Genomic DNA, 17751 nt, shown 5'->3' with positions numbered 1-17751 from the left:
CATCTTAACACTCGCGATCAACTGTTCGGACGCTTGCTTAAGAATAAAGAGAGAAGATCCATATGGCGATTACGAATAAGCTGTGGCTGCTGGCGGGACTGGCTGCGGCATGGGGCGAGGAGGCCTGGACGGCGGGCAATTTGCGGATAGGCGTGGCGGATACCGACGCGGCGCCGGTGGTGGTGCTGTCGCCGGACGGCGAGCATCTGCGCAGCGGGCTGTCCAAGGATATCGGCGAGATGCTGGCATCGGAACTGGGTATGCGGCCCGAATTCATGCTGATCGCCCGCAAGCGGGTGGAGGTTTCCATCGAAACCGGGCGCGTGGACATCGTCTGCAACGCCAACCCGGACTGGTTCGGCAATGCGGCGCGGCTGGGCTGGACCCACGAAATCTACCCCCAGCTCGAGCGCCCGCTGACGCTGAAGCAAACCACTGAGCTGCGCCAGACCGGCGATCTCGCCGGCAAGCGCATCGTCACCATCCGCGGCTACAACTACCCGACGCTGGAACGCTTCTGGCGCAGCAACCCGGCCTCGCACAACGAGGAGGCGCGGATGGAGCTGCTGGTGAAGTCGGTGCAGAAAAGATTGAGCGACGTCGCCATCGTGTCGGAGCTGGAGTTCGCCGCCTGGGCGCGCAATTGGCCGCAGGAAGCCGCCTCGCTCAAGCTGCATCCGCTGGTGGTTACCTTCATGCCCACCATGTGCGCAGTGTCGCCGCATTCCGACATCAAGGTGGCGCAGCTGAACCAGGCGATAGACCGCCTGCAGAAAAGCGGCCGCATCAAGACGGTGCTGAAGACCTATCAGTGGCAGCCGCAGGAATGAGCGCCGCCAGCCGGCGGCGCCGGCTCTAATCCTGATCGCGGAAGCGCTGCTCCAGCTGGTGCAGCACCGCCAGCGTGGTCTCCATCTGGCTGGCGGGAATATCCGCCAGCGCGTGCCGGAAAAACGCTTCGCGCCGCGGCTGCACCTCGTCTATCAGCACCTGTCCGGCCGGCGCCAGCGTCACCAGGGTCTGGCGGTTGTCGGCCGGGTCGGTAATGCGGCGCACCAGCGCGTCCCCCTCCATCGCTTTCAACTGCCGGGTCAAGGCGCCGGGGTCCATGGACAGCCGGGTGGCCAGCTGTTTCTGCGTCGCCTGTTCCAGGTCGATCAAGGCCGCCAGGATGCGCCAGCGCGGCAAGGGATAGCCCACTTGCTGTTCAAACGCCGCGTACATCGCGCGGCCGGTGCGGCCGATTTGCTGCAACAGATTGGGGGCGCACTCAGTCATGGATGACCGCCGTTTTGGTTTTGACATCGCGCAATTCTACATGCGGCACCCGTCTCACCAGCAAGACGCCCAGCACCACCAGCGCCGCCACCAGCCACTGGCTGACGTGAATCGCGTCCACCAGCGCCAGCCGCGAGGCGCCGAGCAGCGCGCCGCCGTTGAGCTGGGCCGCCGCCGCCAGTTGTTCGAAACGGGCGGAAGTCTCGGCGCTGAGCAGGATCTGCGGATCGCGCAGCCAGCCCTGCCACTGCGGCGCGATGGGCAAGGCGTTGACGCCGGCCACGTAGTGGTGGGTAACGAAGACGCCGACCAGCGCGGTGCCCAGCATGCCGCCTATCATCCGCGTGGACTGTATCATCGCCGTGGCCACGCCCAGTTGCTGACGCGGCGCGCTCTGCTGCACGAAGATGGTCAGATTGGGCAGCAGCAAGCCCAGACCCAAGCCACCCACCGCCATTAGCACGGCTACCAGCCAGTGCTTGGTGGCGGCGTCCACCCAGCCCAGCGCGCCGGCGGTGAAGGCGAACAACAACAAGCCCAGCGCCAGCAGCCGCGTCGGGCGGCGCACCCGGGTGACGATGCGCCCGTTCAGAATGCTGCCCAGGGTGATGCACACCACCAGCGGCGTCACCAGCAGGCCGGCCTGATTCGGCGACAGGCCGAAGCCACCCTGGAACATCAGCGGCGCGTAGTACATCACCGCGAACATGCCGCCGCCCAGCAGCAACGACAGGCCGAACAAGGGCGCCAGGCTGCGGTGGCTCAACATGTCCAGGGGCAGCAGCGGGTTGGGGCAGCGCCGTTCCCACCATAGCAGCAGGCCCAGCGCGGCCAGGCCGCTCAGACCCAGGCCGGCCATCAGCCACAGCGGCTTATGCAGCGGCAGCCATTCCACCAGCAGCTGCATCGAGCCCAGCAAGATGGCGATCAGCAGCGCGCCCTGCCAGTCCAGCTTGCTGGCCGGGCCGGCGCGGCGCATCGCCGGCAGATGGCTCCACACGAACCACAGGCTGGCCGCGCCCACCGGCAGATTGACGAAGAACACCCAACGCCAGCCCAGGTATTCGGTGAGAAAGCCGCCCAGCGTCGGGCCCACCGCATTGGCCAGGCCGAAGGCGGCGGTCAGCATCACCTGCCAGCGCAGGCGCTGCGCGGTTTCCGGGAACATGTCCGGCACGCAGGCGAAGGTGGTGGCCACCAGCATGCCGCCGCCCACGCCTTGCAGCGCGCGCGCCAGCACCAGCTCCAGCATGTTCTGGGCCAGGCCGCACAGCATGGAGGCGGCGGTGAACAGGATGATGGCGGTCAGCACGAAGGGTTTGCGGCCGTGATCGTCGCCCAGCTTGCCGAAGATGGGCACGGTGATCACCGAGGTGAGCAGGTAGGAAGTGCCGACCCAGGCGTACAAGTCGAAGCCGTGCAGCTCCGCCACCACGGTGGGCATGGCGGTGCCGACCACGGTCTGGTCCAGCGCCACCATCAGCAGCACGAAACACAGGCCGAGCATGGCCAGCACTTTTTGGCGGAAATCCAGCGCGCCGGCCGCTCCAGCGGTTGCGGCTAAGGTGTTCATTTCTATTGACCCATCAATAATTGACTAGTCAATTATTTTGCGCCGAGAAGGGCCAGGAATCCAGTGGCGGACACAAAGATTTACAAAGCAGGCTTTAGAACAGCATCTTAGAACCTGTTCAAAGTCTCGCGAGCAAGAGCGAGACAAGGCGTTGCGGCTGAGAAAGCGGAATGTACAAGCGGTACATGAGCATTTCGAAGTTGTTTTCAACGCCGTATCGCCGAAGCACAGCAGACTTTGAACAGGTTCTTAGGCGGCGGTGCGGACGCGCCGCCGCGCGCTTCAGTAACCGCGCCGCGCCAGCCAGCTGCTGGCCTCGCTCTTGGCCAGGATGGCCACCAGCCAGTCGCGGAACACCTTGACCTTGGGCAGCTCCGCCAGCTCGTGCGGATACACCAGGTAGTAGCTCCACTCGGTCTCCAGCACGGTGTCGAAAGGCATCACTAGCCGGCCGGAATCCAGGTCCTGAGTCACCATGGATACCTGGGCCAGGGTCACGCCCATGCCGGCGACGGCGGCGTGCAGCGCGTATTCGGAAGCGTCGAAGGTCACGCCGCTTTCCGGATTCACGCCGTTGACGCCGGCCAGCTTCAGCCAGCGCTTCCAGGTGTCCTGATCGCGCCACGGATGCAGCAGGGTGTGGTGGCGCAAATCGTCCGGGGTGTTCAGCGGGTGCTTGCCATTGAGCAGGGCCGGGGAACAGACCGGGATCAGTTTTTCGCGGCAAATGCATTCGGTGCGCAGATCCGGCGCCACTTCGGCGCGCGCCATGCCCACCACCGCCAGATCGTATTCGGCGCGGTTGAACGGCTTGTCGTGGATCAGCTGGGTCACCAGGTGCAGCGTGTATTCCGGATAACGGGTCTGGAAGTCCGGCAGATTGGGCAGCACCCAGCGCATCGCCGGGGTGGGCGGCATGCGCACGCGCAAATCGCTCTGCCGCAGCCGCAGCGCTTCGCTGGCCTCGTTCAACAATTGGAAGGCCTCGCGCGCCGGCTTGATCAGCGCCTCGCCCTCGGCGGTCAGCGACAGGCCGCGCGCCTGCCGGGTGAACAGGGTGGCGCCGTAGTATTCCTCCAAAGTCTGCACATGGCGGCTGACCGCCCCCTGGGTCAGACTCAGCGCGGCGGCGGCGCGGGTGAAGGATAAATGCTCGGCGGCAACGACAAATACGCGTAATGCATTCAGCGGTGGCAGCTTCATCTTACATGCCTTTTTATCATGGTTATCATGAAATTAACTGCTTTGTCATGCCGAGCGCAACATCGTATGCTTGGCATGCTGGCCGCGGCGCGGCCGCCAACGGGCGGATTCCGGCAGCCATGCATCAATGGCATGGCATTTGTCGCCTGCCACTGGATTGCATGGCGGGTCCGCTTGGCCGCGCGTCCCGATTCCTGACGCGGCGCCTTGCACACGGGCCTAGCCTGTCGGCGTGCTCGGCGGCGTCTTCCCCAAGCCCGGCGTTTTATCCGCACTGGAATAGTAACGGATTATAAATATTACAGAATGACATCCGCTTGCAATGGGGAATTTCCACCACTTATCGCGCGGCTGCTGAATGCGGCGGCGCCAGATTGACTGCCAATCCACGTTGGGCATTGCCGGGTTCAGACAGGGCCCGGCCTTTTTTTTGCCCACGCGCGACGAGCAGGCAAGAAAAAAGGCCACTATCGAGTGGCCCAAAGTTCGGAGAATAAGCCCGCGCGGCGATCATGCCGCCAAGCGGGCGCGGGCGGAAATCCGCCCGTTCTTGAGTCTGCGAGTGTAGCGCGTTGCGCCGGCAGCGGCAACGCAATAATCCTTGCTAGTACCGTAGGCTGTCACTCGCCCAATTCCGCCAGCAGTTCCGCCTGCTGTTCGGCGATCAAGGCATCGGTCAGCTCGCTCAGATCGCCGTCCATCACGTAGTCCAGCTTGTACAAGGTCAGGTTGATGCGATGGTCGGTGATGCGGCCTTGCGGATAGTTATAGGTACGGATGCGCTCGGAACGGTCGCCGGAGCCGATCAGGCTCTTGCGCTCGGCCGCCTCCTTTTGCTGCTGCTCGCGGCGCTGGATGTCCATGATGCGCGCCGCCAGCACTTGCATGGCGCTGGCCTTGTTGGCGTGCTGGGAGCGTCCGTCCTGACACTCCGCCACAATCCCCGTCGGAATATGGGTGATGCGCACCGCGGAATCGGTCTTGTTGATGTGCTGACCGCCGGCGCCGCTGGCCCTGAAGGTGTCGATGCGCAGATCCGCCGGGTTCAACACCACGTCGGCCAGTTCGTCGGCCTCGGCCATCACCGCCACGGTGCAGGCCGAAGTATGGATGCGGCCCTGGGTCTCGGTGGCCGGCACCCGCTGCACGCGGTGGCCGCCGGATTCGAACTTGAGCCGGGAATAAGCGCCAAAGCCGATCAGGCGCACGATGACCTCTTTATAACCGCCCAGATCGGATTCGCTGGCGGAGACGATCTCCACCTTCCAGCGGTTGCGCTCGGCGTAACGGGTGTACATGCGCAACAGGTCGCCGGCGAACAGCGCCGCCTCGTCGCCGCCGGTGCCGGCGCGGACTTCCAGGAAGATGTTCTTTTCGTCGTTGGGATCCTTGGGCAGCAGTTGCTTCTGCAGCTCCAGGTCCAGCGCCGTCAGCTTGTCCTTGCCCTCGGCGATTTCCGCCTGCGCGAATTCCTTCATTTCCGGGTCCGACAGCATCTCTTCCGCCGCGGCGATGTCGCTCTCGCACTGGCGGTAGCTGTGGTAGGTTTCCACCACCGGGGAGAGTTCGGCATGCTCGCGGGTGAGCTTGCGGAACGCATCCATATCTCGGGTGGCCGCCTCGCTGGCCAGGAGGTGGGTCACCTCTTCCAGACGGTCGGCCAGTTGCGCCAGTTTGGCCGCAATCGACGCTTTCATTACGACTCCGGGTGTAAACGATAAAGACGCGCGACGGCTTCCACCTGCGCGTCATGCTCCGCGCCGCGCCCGGACGACAAGGCCCGGGTGGGCGGGTGCATCAATTTATTGGTCAGTTGCACCGACAGGGTTTCCAGTACCCGCTCTGGCGCTTCGCCGCGCGCCAGTTGCTTGAGCGCAGCGTCCAGCGCCACGCGCCGCAGCCGGTCGGCGTCGTCGCGCAGCGCGCGGATCAGCGGCACGGTTTCGCGCTTCTTCAGCCAGTCGCTGAACTCGCAAACCCGGGCCTGGATGATGGTTTCGGCTTCCGCCGCCGCGCTCTGGCGCGCTTCCTTGCCCACTTCCACCACGCTGGCGATGTCGTCGACGCTGTACAGGAACACGTCGGCCAGCTTGCCCACTTCCACTTCGATGTCGCGCGGCACCGCCAGGTCCAGCATGAAGATGGGACGGTGGCGGCGCGCCTTGATCGCGCGCTCCACCATGCCCTTGCCGATGATGGGCAACTGGCTGGCGGTGGAGGTGACCAATACATCGTAGCGCGGCAGGATGTCCGGCAGCTCGGAGAGGGTGACGGCATTGCCGCCAAACTGCTCCGCCAGCCGTTGGCCGCGCTCCAGCGTGCGGTTGGCCACGGTGATACAGGAAGGATTGCGCGCGGCGAAATGGGTGGCCACCAGCTCTATCATTTCACCGGCGCCGACGAACAGGATGTTCAGTTCGCCTATGGTGGGGAAGATCTGCTCGGCCAGCTTGACCGCCGCCGCCGACATCGACACCGAACTGGCGCCGACCGCGGTGTTGGAGCGCACTTCCTTGGCCACGGCGAAGGTGCGCTGGAACAGGCCGTTGAGCAGAGTGCCCATGGTGCCGGCGTGCTCGGCGCTGCGCACCGCGTCCTTCAACTGGCCCAGGATCTGAGTCTCGCCCAGCACCATGGAATCCAGGCCGGAGGCGACGCGGAAAGCGTGGCGCGCGGCATTGGCCTCGTCCAGCTGGTACAGATAGGGCTGCATCTCCGCCAGCGCCAGGCCGTGATACTGCGCCAGCCAGCTGAGCGCCGCCTGCGGATCGCCGCCGGTGCAATAGATCTCGGTGCGGTTACAGGTGGAGACGATGGCCGCCTCGCGCGCCGCATGCGAGCTGACCAGGCTGTCCAGCGCCTTGGGCAACACCTCCGCAGGAAAAGCCAGCTTTTCCCGGATGGAGAGCGGTGCGGTATGGTGGTTCAAACCAAGGGCGAACAGATGCATGGGCGGAAAAGCCGCGGCAGTGAAATGGGGTATTTTAGCCTAACTTGAACCTCAAGTCCTGCGCTCCAGCGCGATGGCGCCGTCGCCGTCGCGTTCGACGGCTATGGCGAGTGCGCAAGGTTTGATCTGCGGCCTTATCCCACCGCGGCAAACTGGCATAAGATGAGCGCCCAAGGAGGATGAAATGTCGCTGAACCTCGCAGACATCCGCAAGGATTTTTCCAAGAAAGAATTGTCGCCGGAGGAGTGCCTGCCGGACCCGCTGGCGCAACTGGAAAGCTGGCTGAACGAAGCCATCGCCGCGCAAGCGCCGGAACCCACGGCGATGAACCTGGCCACCGCGGGCGCGGATGGCCGCCCCACCTCGCGCATCGTGCTGCTCAAGGGCGTGGAAGACGGCCAGTTGCTGTTCTACACCAATTATCTGAGCCGCAAGGGCCACCAGCTGAGCGATAACCCCTATGTGGCGCTGACCTTCTTCTGGCCGGAGCTGGAGCGGCAGATTCGCATCGAGGGCCGCGCCGCCCAGGTGGCGCCGGAGGTGTCCGACGCCTATTTCGCCAGCCGTCCCTACACCAGCCGCGTCGGCGCCTGGGCCAGCGAGCAGAGCAGCGAAATCAGCTCCAAGAGCGTGCTGGTGACGCGCGCGGCGATGTTCGGGGTCAAGCACCCGCTGAACGTGCCGCGGCCGCCACATTGGGGCGGCTACGCGGTGACGCCGGACCGGTTGGAGTTCTGGCAGGGCCGACCCAGCCGCTTGCACGACCGGGTACAGTATTCCTTGCGGGAAAACGGCGGCTGGGCGATAGCGCGGCTAGCGCCGTGAACCGGTCTCCGGTGAGGGCAACTCATTGAAATCATGAATTTTACGCATAAGCAAAAAACTGCAACCTTCCAAAATTAGACAGTTTGTCCGCTTTTATAGCAATTTGGATGTTGCCGCATCACAACAAGCCGCATCGGGATGATGCGGCTTTTCATTTTCTTGATGTTTCACCCGCGTCCTCCATTGCCGCAAAAATGCGGCATCCCGCTTTGATTTGGCTCATGCCGGCCGCGAGCGGGTCCCAGGCAACTGACCGTTAGGACAGATGCATATCAAGCCGGAAAAAACAATACATCATTCATGCATTTGGCAAGTGGCCGACAGAACAAGCCAAGCCAACGCCCTCTGATTTCAGCCGTTCCTTTTTCCAATCCCCAGAGGGATGTCCCATGTCGGGAATGCATGCAGGACGCGGTGAAGACCTTTCCTGGCAGGTGGCGCCCGCCACACCCGAAACGTTTTCCCGACGTCCGCAACGACGGGCGCAAGCCCGTCCGGCGCCGGCGGTCTTTACGCAAGGCTAGCCGGCTTGACGCGGGCCATTACCGTGTCCCGCTGATCTACATTGGAGAAAACTTCGTGATGAAAACCCAAACTGCGATGGTTCGCGCCCTGGTGCTGTCCGCTCTCGCCCTGGCTTACGGTTCCGCCCACGCCGCCGAGCGCGTCAACCTGGAAGCGCTGGCCAAATCCAGCAAACTCGTCGACGGTGCCAGCGTGTTCAGCGCCGCCGGCATCAACCAAGGCGAACTGAAAGCGCAGCGCAGCGCCCAGTTCCCCAACGGCAAAGTAGTCACCCGCTACCAGCAGTTCTATCAGGGCGTGCCGGTATGGGGCGAGGCCGTGGTGGAAGAAAAACAGTTCGCCAAAGGCTCGGCCTCCGCCGCGGCCAGCAAGCTGTCCGGCTACTATGTACGCGGCATCGGCTCCGACCTGGCTTCGGTCAAGCCGGCGCTCAGCGCCTCCCAGGTGCTGGCCAGCGCCAAGGCGCTGAAGGCCAACGGCTACGAAACCCGCAATGAGAAGACGGAACTGGTGGTCCGTCTGGACAACAACACCGCCCAGCTGGTGTACCTGGTGTCCTTCCTGGTGGAAGGCGGTAAGGAGCCCAGCCGCCCGCACCTCATCATCGACGCCAATAGCGGCCAGGTGCTGAAGCAGTGGGAAGGCCTGAACCACGCCGAAGCCAACGGCCCCGGCGGCAACGCCAAGACCGGCAAGTATCTGTACGGCACCAACTACGGCCCGCTGATCGTCACCAGCGATTGCAAGATGGACAGCGGCAATGTCGCCACCATCAACCTGAACGGCGGCACCAGCGGCACCACCCCGTACAAGTTCGCTTGCCCCACCAACACCTACAAGGCCATCAACGGCGCCTACTCGCCGCTGAACGATGCCCACTACTTCGGCAATGTGGTGTTCAATCTGTACAAGGACTGGTTCAACCTGCGTCCGATCAACCAGAAGCTGCTGATGAAGGTGCATTACAGCCGCAACTATGAAAACGCGTTCTGGGACGGTAGCGCGATGACCTTCGGCGACGGCGCCACCCGCTTCTATCCGCTGGTGTCGCTGGACGTGTCCGCTCACGAAGTCAGCCACGGCTTCACCGAGCAAAACTCCGGCCTGGTCTACAGCGGTCAATCCGGCGGCATCAACGAAGCGTTCTCCGACATGGCCGGCGAAGCCGCCGAGTACTACATGAAGGGCAAGAACGACTTCCTGGTGGGCGCGGAAATCTTCAAGCAGACCGGCGCGCTACGCTACTTCGCCGATCCGACCAAGGACGGCCGCTCCATCGGCCACGCCAAGGACTATACCAGCGGCCTGGACGTGCACTACTCCAGCGGCGTGTACAACAAGGCTTTCTACCTGATCGCCACCAGCGCCGGCTGGAACACCCGCAAGGCCTTTGAAGTGTTCGTGGACGCCAACCGCCTGTACTGGACCTCCAACGCCACTTACAACAGCGCCGCTTGCGGCGTTGAAAAAGCGGCCGAAGCGCGCGGCTACAGCAAGGCCGACGTGACCAAGGCCTTCACCGCCGTGGGCGTGGCTTGCGGCAGCTGATGACCGCCTGACGGCGCGGCCATGACGGCCCGCGCCGTTTCTCCCATCCGCCGGCCATGGCCCGTCCATGGCCGGCACCGCTCAGGAATTCCGGAATGCTCACTCTCAAACCGAGTCTCGTCGCACTCTTGGCCGCCACCAGCCTGGCCGGCGCCGCCCAGGCCACCCCGGTATGGATTTCCATAGGCGACGACGCCTACCAGCTATTGCAACAGGTCAGCCCGAAAAGCCGCAGTCAGGAAAGCCGCCAGCTGGCGGTGAGCGCGCTGCCGGCCGGCGTGTCCGCCAAGGGCGTGGCCACCGAGAAAGTCCACCTGGTGCAAGTGGACGACAGCGTGCTGCCGCAATTGTCGGACGCCATCCACCACAGCCTGCGCCATTGCGGCGGCTTCATCGTGCACAAGGATCTGCAGGACGCGCGCACCGCGCTGAAAGCCCCTGTCGCCAGCGCGCTGCTGCCCAGCTACCAGATCAACGACCAGGCCGCCGTCAACAAGCTGTTGCCGCAGCTGCAGGACAGCAACATCCTCGGCACCATCCAGTCCCTGTCCAACTACCAGAACCGCTTCTATACCACCAGCCACGGCGTCAACGCGTCCAACTGGATCGCCAGCCAATGGCGGCAGCTGGCTGCCGGCCGCGGCGACGTGAGCGTGGAGCAGTTCGCCCACAGCGCCTGGCCGCAGAAATCGGTGATCCTCACCATCAAGGGCAAGGATAACGCCGCCGAAACCCTGGTGCTGGGTGGGCATCTGGACTCCACCGTGGGCAACGGCACCGGAGAAACCAGCCGCGCGCCGGGCGCCGACGACGACGCCTCCGGCATCGCCAGCCTGACCGAGGTGATCCGCGTGCTGATGGCCAACAACTACCAGCCGCGCCGCACCATCAAGTTCATGGCCTACGCGGCGGAAGAAGTGGGCCTGCGCGGCTCCTCCGACATCGCCAACCGCTACAAGCAGCAGAAGGTCAACGTGGTGGGCGCCTTGCAGCTGGACATGACCAACTACCAGGGCAGCGCGGAGGACATCTTCCTGTTCACCGACTACACCAACTCGGCGCAGAACACCTTCCTCGCCAACCTGGCCAAGGTCTATCTGCCCAATCTGAAAGTGGGCTACAGCTCGTGCGGCTACGCGTGCTCGGACCACGCCTCCTGGCACAAGAACGGCTACCCGGCGTCCTTCCCGTTCGAGTCCGCCTTCAACCAGTCCAACCCCAACATCCACACCGTGCGCGACACCCTCGCCAGCGCCGACAACCAGGCGCGCCACGCGCTGAAGTTCTCGCAGCTGGCGCTGGCCTACGCGGTGGAATTGGGCAGCGACGGCCCGGCGGTCAAACGCTGAGCCCAATGCCCGGCCTGATGCGCCCACCCCCTCGCGGGGGTGGGTTTTTCATTGTGGGCCATGCCGCGAGCGCTCAGAACGTGTTTACGATCTCGCGAGCTAAGGCGAGACAAGGCGAAAACCGCTGGGAAAGCCGGTGTACACGTGGTACATGAGCATTTCGAAGCGGTACTCACCGTGCCACGTCTCACGAAGCGCGGCAGACGATGAACAGGTTCTCAGACGCCAGCCTCGCGCCGCATGTCCACATGCAGAATGCCGCCGTCGTCGTATGGCTCGGACACCACGCCAAAACCGAAGCTCTCGTACAAGGCCTGCGCATCGGTCTGCGCCGACAACATCATCGCCGCCTGCGGAAAATGCGCGCGGCACTGCGCCACCGCCTGCGCCAGCAAGGCCTTGCCCAGACCTTGGCCGCGCGCCTCCGGCGCCACCACCACCCGGCCTATCGCCGCCGCGTCCGGGTATTTCTCCCCCGGCGCGATCAGGCGCGCATAGGCCAGCAGCCGGCCGCCGTCGTCGTGGCCGGACAGATGCAGACAATGCGGGTCCACCCCGTCGACATCGCCGTAGATGGATTGCTGCTCCACCACGAACACCCGGTCGCGCAGTTGCAGCACCCGGTACAAAGCCAGCGGCGTGAAGCCGTCGAAACGGTGGCAGTGCCACGCTACACGGTTTGCCATAGTAGAATCCCCCCAAACTGGTCCATTGCCTGTTGCCGGCTCTAAGAACCTGTTTACGATCTGAGATCGTAAACAGGTTCCAAGCGCGCGGCGCGTCGTCGCCAAGATTACGTCAAGCCGCCGTCGCCAGCTATAACCGTGAAGACGGCGTTTGCCATGGCGCAAGCGCCGGCCTATGGACGCTAACCGATTTCACATCCTGCCTTGCCCATATGAACGATAACGATCTGTTTGCCGAAAACCTGCCGGACAGCGCCGCCGACCTGACCCCTCCGCCGCCGCCCGCGCCCCCTGCCGACACTGCCGACGGCGAGTGGATTCCGCTGGACTTGTACGCCGAGCGCGCCTACCTGGAATACGCGATGAGCGTGGTCAAGGGCCGCGCGCTGCCGGAAGTGGCCGACGGCCAGAAGCCGGTGCAGCGCCGCATCCTGTACGCGATGCGCGACATGGGCCTGGCCCACGGCGCCAAGCCGGTGAAATCGGCGCGCGTGGTCGGCGAGATCCTGGGTAAGTACCATCCTCACGGCGACAGCTCCGCCTACGAGGCGCTGGTGCGCATGGCGCAGGACTTCACGCTGCGCTATCCGCTGATCGACGGCCAGGGCAACTTCGGCAGCCGCGACGGCGACGGCGCGGCGGCGATGCGTTACACCGAGGCGCGGCTGACGCCGATCGCCGATCTGCTGCTGTCGGAAATCGACATGGGCACCGTGGACTTCGTGCCCAATTACGACGGCGCCTTCGAAGAGCCGCGCTTGCTGCCGGCGCGCCTGCCCATGGTGCTGCTCAACGGCGCCTCCGGCATCGCCGTGGGTCTCGCCACCGAAATCCCGCCGCACAATCTGACCGAGGTGGCCAACGCCTGCGTCGCGCTGCTGGACAATCCGGAACTGGACACCGCGGCGCTGATGCAATACGTGCCCGGACCGGACTTCCCCGGCGGCGGCCAGATCATCACCCCGGCCGAGGACATCCTCGCCGCCTATGAAAGCGGCCGCGGCAGCGTGCGCGTGCGCGCCAAGTGGGAAGTGGAAAAACTGGCGCGCGGCCAGTGGCGCGTGATCGTGTCCGAACTGCCGCCCGGCTCCAGCGCGCAGAAAGTGCTGGCGGAAATCGAGGAAGCCACCAATCCCAAGGTCAAGACCGGCAAGAAGGCGCTGACCCAGGATCAGCAAAACCTGAAGAGCCTGATGCTGTCGCTGCTGGACCGCGTGCGCGACGAATCCGACAGCGAGTGCCCGGTGCGCCTGGTATTCGAACCCAAGTCCAGCCGCCAGGATCCGGACGAGTTCATCAACACCCTGCTGGCGCAAACCAGCCTGGAAGGCAATGCCTCGATGAACCTGGTGATGATAGGCCTGGACGGCCGGCCGGGTCAGAAAGGCCTCAAGCCCATCATCAGCGAATGGCTGGACTTCCGCCGCACCACCGTCACCCGCCGCCTGCAGCACCGGCTGGCCCAGGTGGAAAAACGCATCCACATCCTGGAAGGGCGGATGATCGCCTTCATCCACATCGATGAAGTGATACGCGTGATCCGCGAATCCGACGAACCCAAGCCGGACCTGATCAAGGCCTTCGGCCTGACCGAACTCCAGGCCGAGGACATCCTGGAAATCCGCCTGCGCCAACTGGCGCGGCTGGAAGGCTTCAAGCTGGAGAAAGAGCTGTCCGACCTGCGCGAGGAGCGTGAAGGCCTGCGCCATGTGCTGGACACTCCGGACGCGCTGCGCACCATGATGCGCGAGGAAATCCAGGCCGACGCCGCCAAGTACGGCGACAAGCGCCGCAGCGAGATCAAGACCGCTGAGCGCGCGGTGCTGACCCAGACCATAGCCGACGAGCCGGTCACCATCATCCTGTCGCAAAAGGGCTGGATCCGCGCCCGCGTCGGCCACAATGTCGACCTCGCCGCGCTGGCCTTCAAGGACGGCGACGCGCTGCACACCGTGGTGGAGACCCGCACCGTGTGGTCGGTGATCGTGCTGGACTCCAAGGGCCGCGCCTACACCGTGGATCCGGCCGACGTGCCCACCGGCCGCGGCGACGGCGTGCCGGTAGCCTCGCTGGTGGACTTGCAGGACGGCGCCAAGCCGGTGCAAATGCTGTCCGGCAAGGACGAGGCCCGCTTCGTGGTCGCCGGCTCCGGCGGCTACGGCTTCATCGCCAAGCTGGGCGACATGGCCGGCCGGGTCAAGGCCGGCAAGGCCTTCCTGACGCTGAACCCGGAGGAAAGCGTGCTGACTCCGGCGCCGCTGCCGGCAACCGGCCTGGGCGAAGCCACCCAATTGGTGGCCGCCGCCGACAACGGCCGGCTGCTGGCCTTCCCCGCCGCCGAGCTCAAGGAATTGGCCAAGGGCCGCGGCCTGATGCTGATGGCGGTGGACAACGGCGAAGCCGTCACCGCCATCGGCCTCGTCAACGGCGACAAGGCGCTGCTGTCCACGCTGTCGGTGCGCGGCAAGGCCTCCGACGAGAAGCTGGCGCTGGCCGAGTTCATCGGCAAGCGCGGCAAGAAGGGCAAGCTGATGCCGAAGAAATGGAGCGTCGGCGCCATTCGCGAGCTGCCAAGCGCATGAATCCGGACCGCGCGCCGGCGCCATTGACCCCGCGCAGCGCGCTGGTGTTCATCAACAGCTTCCGCGCGGCGCTGCTGCTGGTGCTGCTGGCGATGTCGCTGTTCGCCAACCGCGACGGCGAATCGCTGGTGGCAGGCGGCAAGGTCTTCTACCTGTGGGGCGGCGTCTACGCCGTGCTGATCGGCGCCTGGTTCCTGCTGCGCGACGGCCGGCTGGCGCACACTCTGCAGCTGACGCTGGCCATCGCCGCCGACATCGCGATGATCGTGCTGCTGATGGGCATCAACGACGGCGTGCGCAGCGGTTATGGCATCCTGCTCCTGCCCTATCTCGCGGTGGCCGGCCTGCTGTCCTCAGGCCGCTACGCGCTGTTCTACGCCTCCATCGCCACGCTGATGCTGCTGTCCGCCGTCGGCGTGGAACAATACCTGGGCCTGGGCCGCGGTTCCGATTTCTACTACTCCGCGCTGCTGGCCACCGCCGGCTTCGTCACCTCCATCGTCACCTGGAAGCTGGGCCGGGTGGCGCGCGATTCCGAAGCGCTGGCCACCCGCCGCGGCGGCGAGATCGCCAACCTCAACCGCCTGAACGAGCTGGTGCTGCAAAGCCAGCGCGACGCGGTGGTGGTGCTGGACGAATCCGGCCTGCTGCGCCAGTTCAACAACCAGGCGGCGCGCTACTTCGGCACCATGCGCCGCGGCGAGGTGGTGGCGGAACTGCTGCCGCTGGTGGAGCGCTGGCGCCAGAACGGCTACCCACCCAACCCCGGCTTCATCGACCGCAATATCCGCGGCCGCCAGCTGGTGGGCCGCATGGTGCCGGTGCTGGTGGGCGACGACCGCGCGCTCTTGCTGTTCATGCGCGACATGGCCGATATGGCCGAGGAGGGCAAGCGCATCAAGCTGGCGGCGCTGGGACGGCTCACCGCCAATATCGCCCATGAAATCCGCAATCCGCTGGCGGCCATCCACCACGCCGCCGATCTGCTGGCCGAAGACGAAACCGATCCGGCGCGCCAGCGGCTGATCCGCATCGTGCAGGGCAATAGCACGCGCATCAATCACCTTGTACAGGAAGTGCTGGCCTTGAACCGCCGCGACCGGATCAAGCCCGAGCCCATCCGGCTGCAGCCCTTTCTGGATGAATTGCTGGACCATTTCGGCATGGTGGAAGCCGCCGCAGCCGGCGCGGTTCGCTGCGTCTGCCAGCAGCAGGCCGTGGCGGTCCAGTTCGACCGCGGCCATTTCGGCCAGATCCTCAACAATCTGCTGGCCAATGCCTGGCGCTACTCCAGCAAGCAGCCGGGCGCGGTGCGCATCGAAGTGGCCGCGGTGGAAAACCACCTGACCATCAAGGTGATGGACGATGGCCCCGGCATGAGCGAAGATGCCCAGGCCCGCTTGTTCGAACCCTTTTTCACCACGGAAAGCGCCGGCACCGGACTGGGCCTGTACATCGCGCGCGAACTGGCGGAAGCCAACGACGCGCGGCTGGACTACTGCCCGCCCGGCGGCGTGTTCCGCCTGATCTGTCACAAGGCTTATGGCTAAATCTTCCCTGCGCGTGCTGGTGATCGACGACGAACCGGACATCCGCGAACTGCTGGAACTGACCCTGATCAAGATGGGCCTGGACGTGGCCACCGCCGCCAGCGTCGGCGCCGCCAAGCTCAGCCTGAACAAGCAGCCCTTCGACCTGGCGCTGACCGATATGCGGCTGCCGGACGGCGAAGGCATAGAAGTGGTGCGCCATATCGCCGAGCAGGGGCTGGACGTGCCCATCGCGGTGATCACCGCCTACGGCAACACCGACAACGCGGTGCAGGCGATGAAGGCCGGCGCCTTCGACTATCTGCAAAAACCGGTCAGCCTGGCGCAATTGCGCAGCTTGGTGAAATCGGTGCTGCGCGTGGACAATGGCAAGGCCGCCGCCGCGATGCGGCTGGACGGCGAATCGCCGGCGATCCAGGAAGCGCTGCGCCTGGTCGGCAAGCTGGCGCGCAGCCAGGCCGCGGTCTATATCAGCGGCGAATCCGGCACCGGCAAGGAACAGGCGGCGCGGATGATACACGAGCAAAGCGCGCGCGCGGAGCGGCCGTTCATCCCGGTCAACTGCGGCGCCATCCCGGAAACGCTGATGGAAAGCGAGTTCTTCGGCTATCGCAAGGGCGCGTTCACCGGCGCGGACAGCGACCGCGATGGCTTCTTCCAGCAAGCCAACGGCGGCACTCTATTTCTCGACGAAGTGGCCGACCTGCCGCTGACGATGCAGGTCAAGCTGCTGCGCGCGATCCAGGAAAAGAAAGTGCGTCGTCTGGGCAACGCCCAGGAAGAAGCGGTGGACGTGCGCATCGTCTGCGCGACGCACAAGGATCTGGCGGCGCGGGTGGATGCCGGCAGCTTCCGCCAGGATCTGTACTACCGGCTGAACGTGCTGCCGCTGCGCATGCCGCCGCTGCGCGAATTGCGCGAAGACCTGCCGCGCTTCATCGCCAGCCTGCTGGAACGCTTCTCCCCGGACCAAAAACCGCGACTGGCGCCGGCGGCGCTCAAGGCGCTGCTCGCTTACAACTATCCGGGCAATTTCCGCGAGCTGGAAAACATCCTGGAACGCGCGGTGGCGCTGGCCAGCGACGCCCGCATCGAAACGGACGATCTGCAGCTGCTGCCCAGCAAGCAGGCCGGGGACGACGGCGACGCGCCGGCCTGCGCCGCCGGCGAAGCGCTGCAGGACTTCCTGGACCGGGTGGAGCGCGAGGCGATACTCAAGGCGCTGGAAGGCACCCGTTTCAACCGCACCCAGGCCGCCAAGCTGCTGGGCGTGACCTTCCGCTCGATGCGCTACCGGATGGAAAGGCTGGGCATCAAGTAAACGGACCTGGCACGAAGAGCCTAGTTTACGATCTGCTGCGCGTCGTGGACGCGTTACACGGTGAGTACACCTTCGAAATGCTCAGTACCACCGTAGTACGGCAAGGAGGCGCAGCGCAGGATCAGGGGTTTTGTTGGCGGTTTAAATGACGGCAAGACATTGTTCACGGCGCTAGGCACGCCGTTGCGCGAAATCCTGCGCCCAAGCCACATTCTGGCTTTTTGTCGAACAATGGGCAAAACAGCGGCCCATGGGGCCGCCCGCTCGTTACAATGCGCGCAGCCGCCCAACGCATACTAGCGGCTATAAAGAAGCAAACCGGCGCGCCCAGCGGCGCGCGCCACCGAAACCAGACGAACA

General features: G+C 64.8%; 13 protein-coding genes. 7 read left to right on the top strand and 6 right to left on the bottom strand.

The window, feature by feature from the left end:
- Positions 1-62 precede the first annotated feature (62 nt).
- Positions 63-830: an ABC transporter substrate-binding protein gene (locus tag VI26_RS12800; RefSeq protein WP_048410137.1), complete on the top strand. Its 768-nt coding sequence runs from the start codon at positions 63-65 to the stop codon at positions 828-830.
- A gap of 25 nt (positions 831-855) precedes the next feature.
- Here the strand turns inward: VI26_RS12800 and VI26_RS12795 are convergent, their stop codons facing one another.
- The 5 genes from VI26_RS12795 to hemA form a co-directional block, all read right to left on the bottom strand.
- Complete coding sequence (locus tag VI26_RS12795; protein WP_048410136.1) at positions 856-1278, bottom strand: MarR family winged helix-turn-helix transcriptional regulator; 423 nt, start codon at positions 1276-1278, stop codon at positions 856-858.
- Positions 1271-2851, bottom strand: a complete 1581-nt coding sequence (locus tag VI26_RS12790) for an MFS transporter (protein ID WP_048410135.1) — start codon at positions 2849-2851, stop codon at positions 1271-1273. The genes VI26_RS12795 and VI26_RS12790 overlap by 8 nt, the downstream gene beginning before the upstream one ends.
- A 282-nt stretch (positions 2852-3133) precedes the next feature.
- Entirely contained in the window at positions 3134-4054 is a 921-nt protein-coding gene (gene gcvA, locus VI26_RS12785) for a transcriptional regulator GcvA (protein ID WP_019102440.1), read from the bottom strand.
- Between the two features lie 620 nt (positions 4055-4674).
- On the bottom strand, positions 4675-5751 hold the full coding sequence (gene prfA, locus VI26_RS12780) for a peptide chain release factor 1 (protein WP_048410134.1): 1077 nt from the start codon (positions 5749-5751) through the stop codon (positions 4675-4677).
- Positions 5751-7004, bottom strand: a complete 1254-nt coding sequence (hemA, locus tag VI26_RS12775; RefSeq protein WP_048410133.1) for a glutamyl-tRNA reductase — start codon at positions 7002-7004, stop codon at positions 5751-5753. The genes prfA and hemA overlap by 1 nt, the downstream gene beginning before the upstream one ends.
- Positions 7005-7188: 184 nt before the next feature.
- Here hemA and pdxH point away from each other — a divergent pair, with 184 nt between their 5' ends.
- From pdxH to VI26_RS12760, 3 genes are all read left to right on the top strand, one after another.
- Complete coding sequence (gene pdxH, locus VI26_RS12770) at positions 7189-7830, top strand: pyridoxamine 5'-phosphate oxidase (protein ID WP_048410132.1); 642 nt, start codon at positions 7189-7191, stop codon at positions 7828-7830.
- 582 nt (positions 7831-8412) lie between these two features.
- A complete protein-coding gene (locus tag VI26_RS12765; protein WP_156183866.1) occupies positions 8413-9903 on the top strand; it encodes a M4 family metallopeptidase in 1491 nt (496 codons plus the stop codon).
- Between the two features lie 95 nt (positions 9904-9998).
- Complete coding sequence (locus tag VI26_RS12760; RefSeq protein ID WP_048410130.1) at positions 9999-11252, top strand: M28 family metallopeptidase; 1254 nt, start codon at positions 9999-10001, stop codon at positions 11250-11252.
- A gap of 218 nt (positions 11253-11470) precedes the next feature.
- Here the strand turns inward: VI26_RS12760 and VI26_RS12755 are convergent, their stop codons facing one another.
- Positions 11471-11938 (bottom strand): GNAT family N-acetyltransferase, encoded by a 468-nt coding sequence (locus tag VI26_RS12755; protein WP_048410129.1) that lies wholly within the window; start codon positions 11936-11938, stop codon positions 11471-11473.
- Positions 11939-12150: 212 nt separating this feature from the next.
- Here VI26_RS12755 and parC point away from each other — a divergent pair, with 212 nt between their 5' ends.
- The 3 genes from parC to VI26_RS12740 are packed head-to-tail and all read left to right on the top strand — an operon-like array spanning position 12151 to position 17391.
- Positions 12151-14520 (top strand): DNA topoisomerase IV subunit A, encoded by a 2370-nt coding sequence (parC, locus tag VI26_RS12750; protein WP_048410128.1) that lies wholly within the window; start codon positions 12151-12153, stop codon positions 14518-14520.
- The gene (locus VI26_RS12745; RefSeq protein ID WP_048410127.1) at positions 14517-16070 is read left to right on the top strand and encodes a nitrogen regulation protein NR(II); all 1554 of its coding nucleotides are present in this window, start codon (positions 14517-14519) and stop codon (positions 16068-16070) included. Before parC ends, VI26_RS12745 begins: the two co-directional genes overlap by 4 nt.
- Positions 16063-17391, top strand: a complete 1329-nt coding sequence (locus VI26_RS12740) for a sigma-54 dependent transcriptional regulator (protein WP_048410126.1) — start codon at positions 16063-16065, stop codon at positions 17389-17391. Before VI26_RS12745 ends, VI26_RS12740 begins: the two co-directional genes overlap by 8 nt.
- Positions 17392-17751 lie beyond the last annotated feature (360 nt).

Origin of the sequence: Chromobacterium sp. LK1, assembly GCF_001043555.1 — a bacterium.
Lineage (GTDB): Bacteria > Pseudomonadota > Gammaproteobacteria > Burkholderiales > Chromobacteriaceae > Chromobacterium > Chromobacterium aquaticum.
The sequence above is the reverse complement of the archived record's forward strand: the minus strand, read 5'-3'. Positions and strand labels throughout refer to the sequence as shown.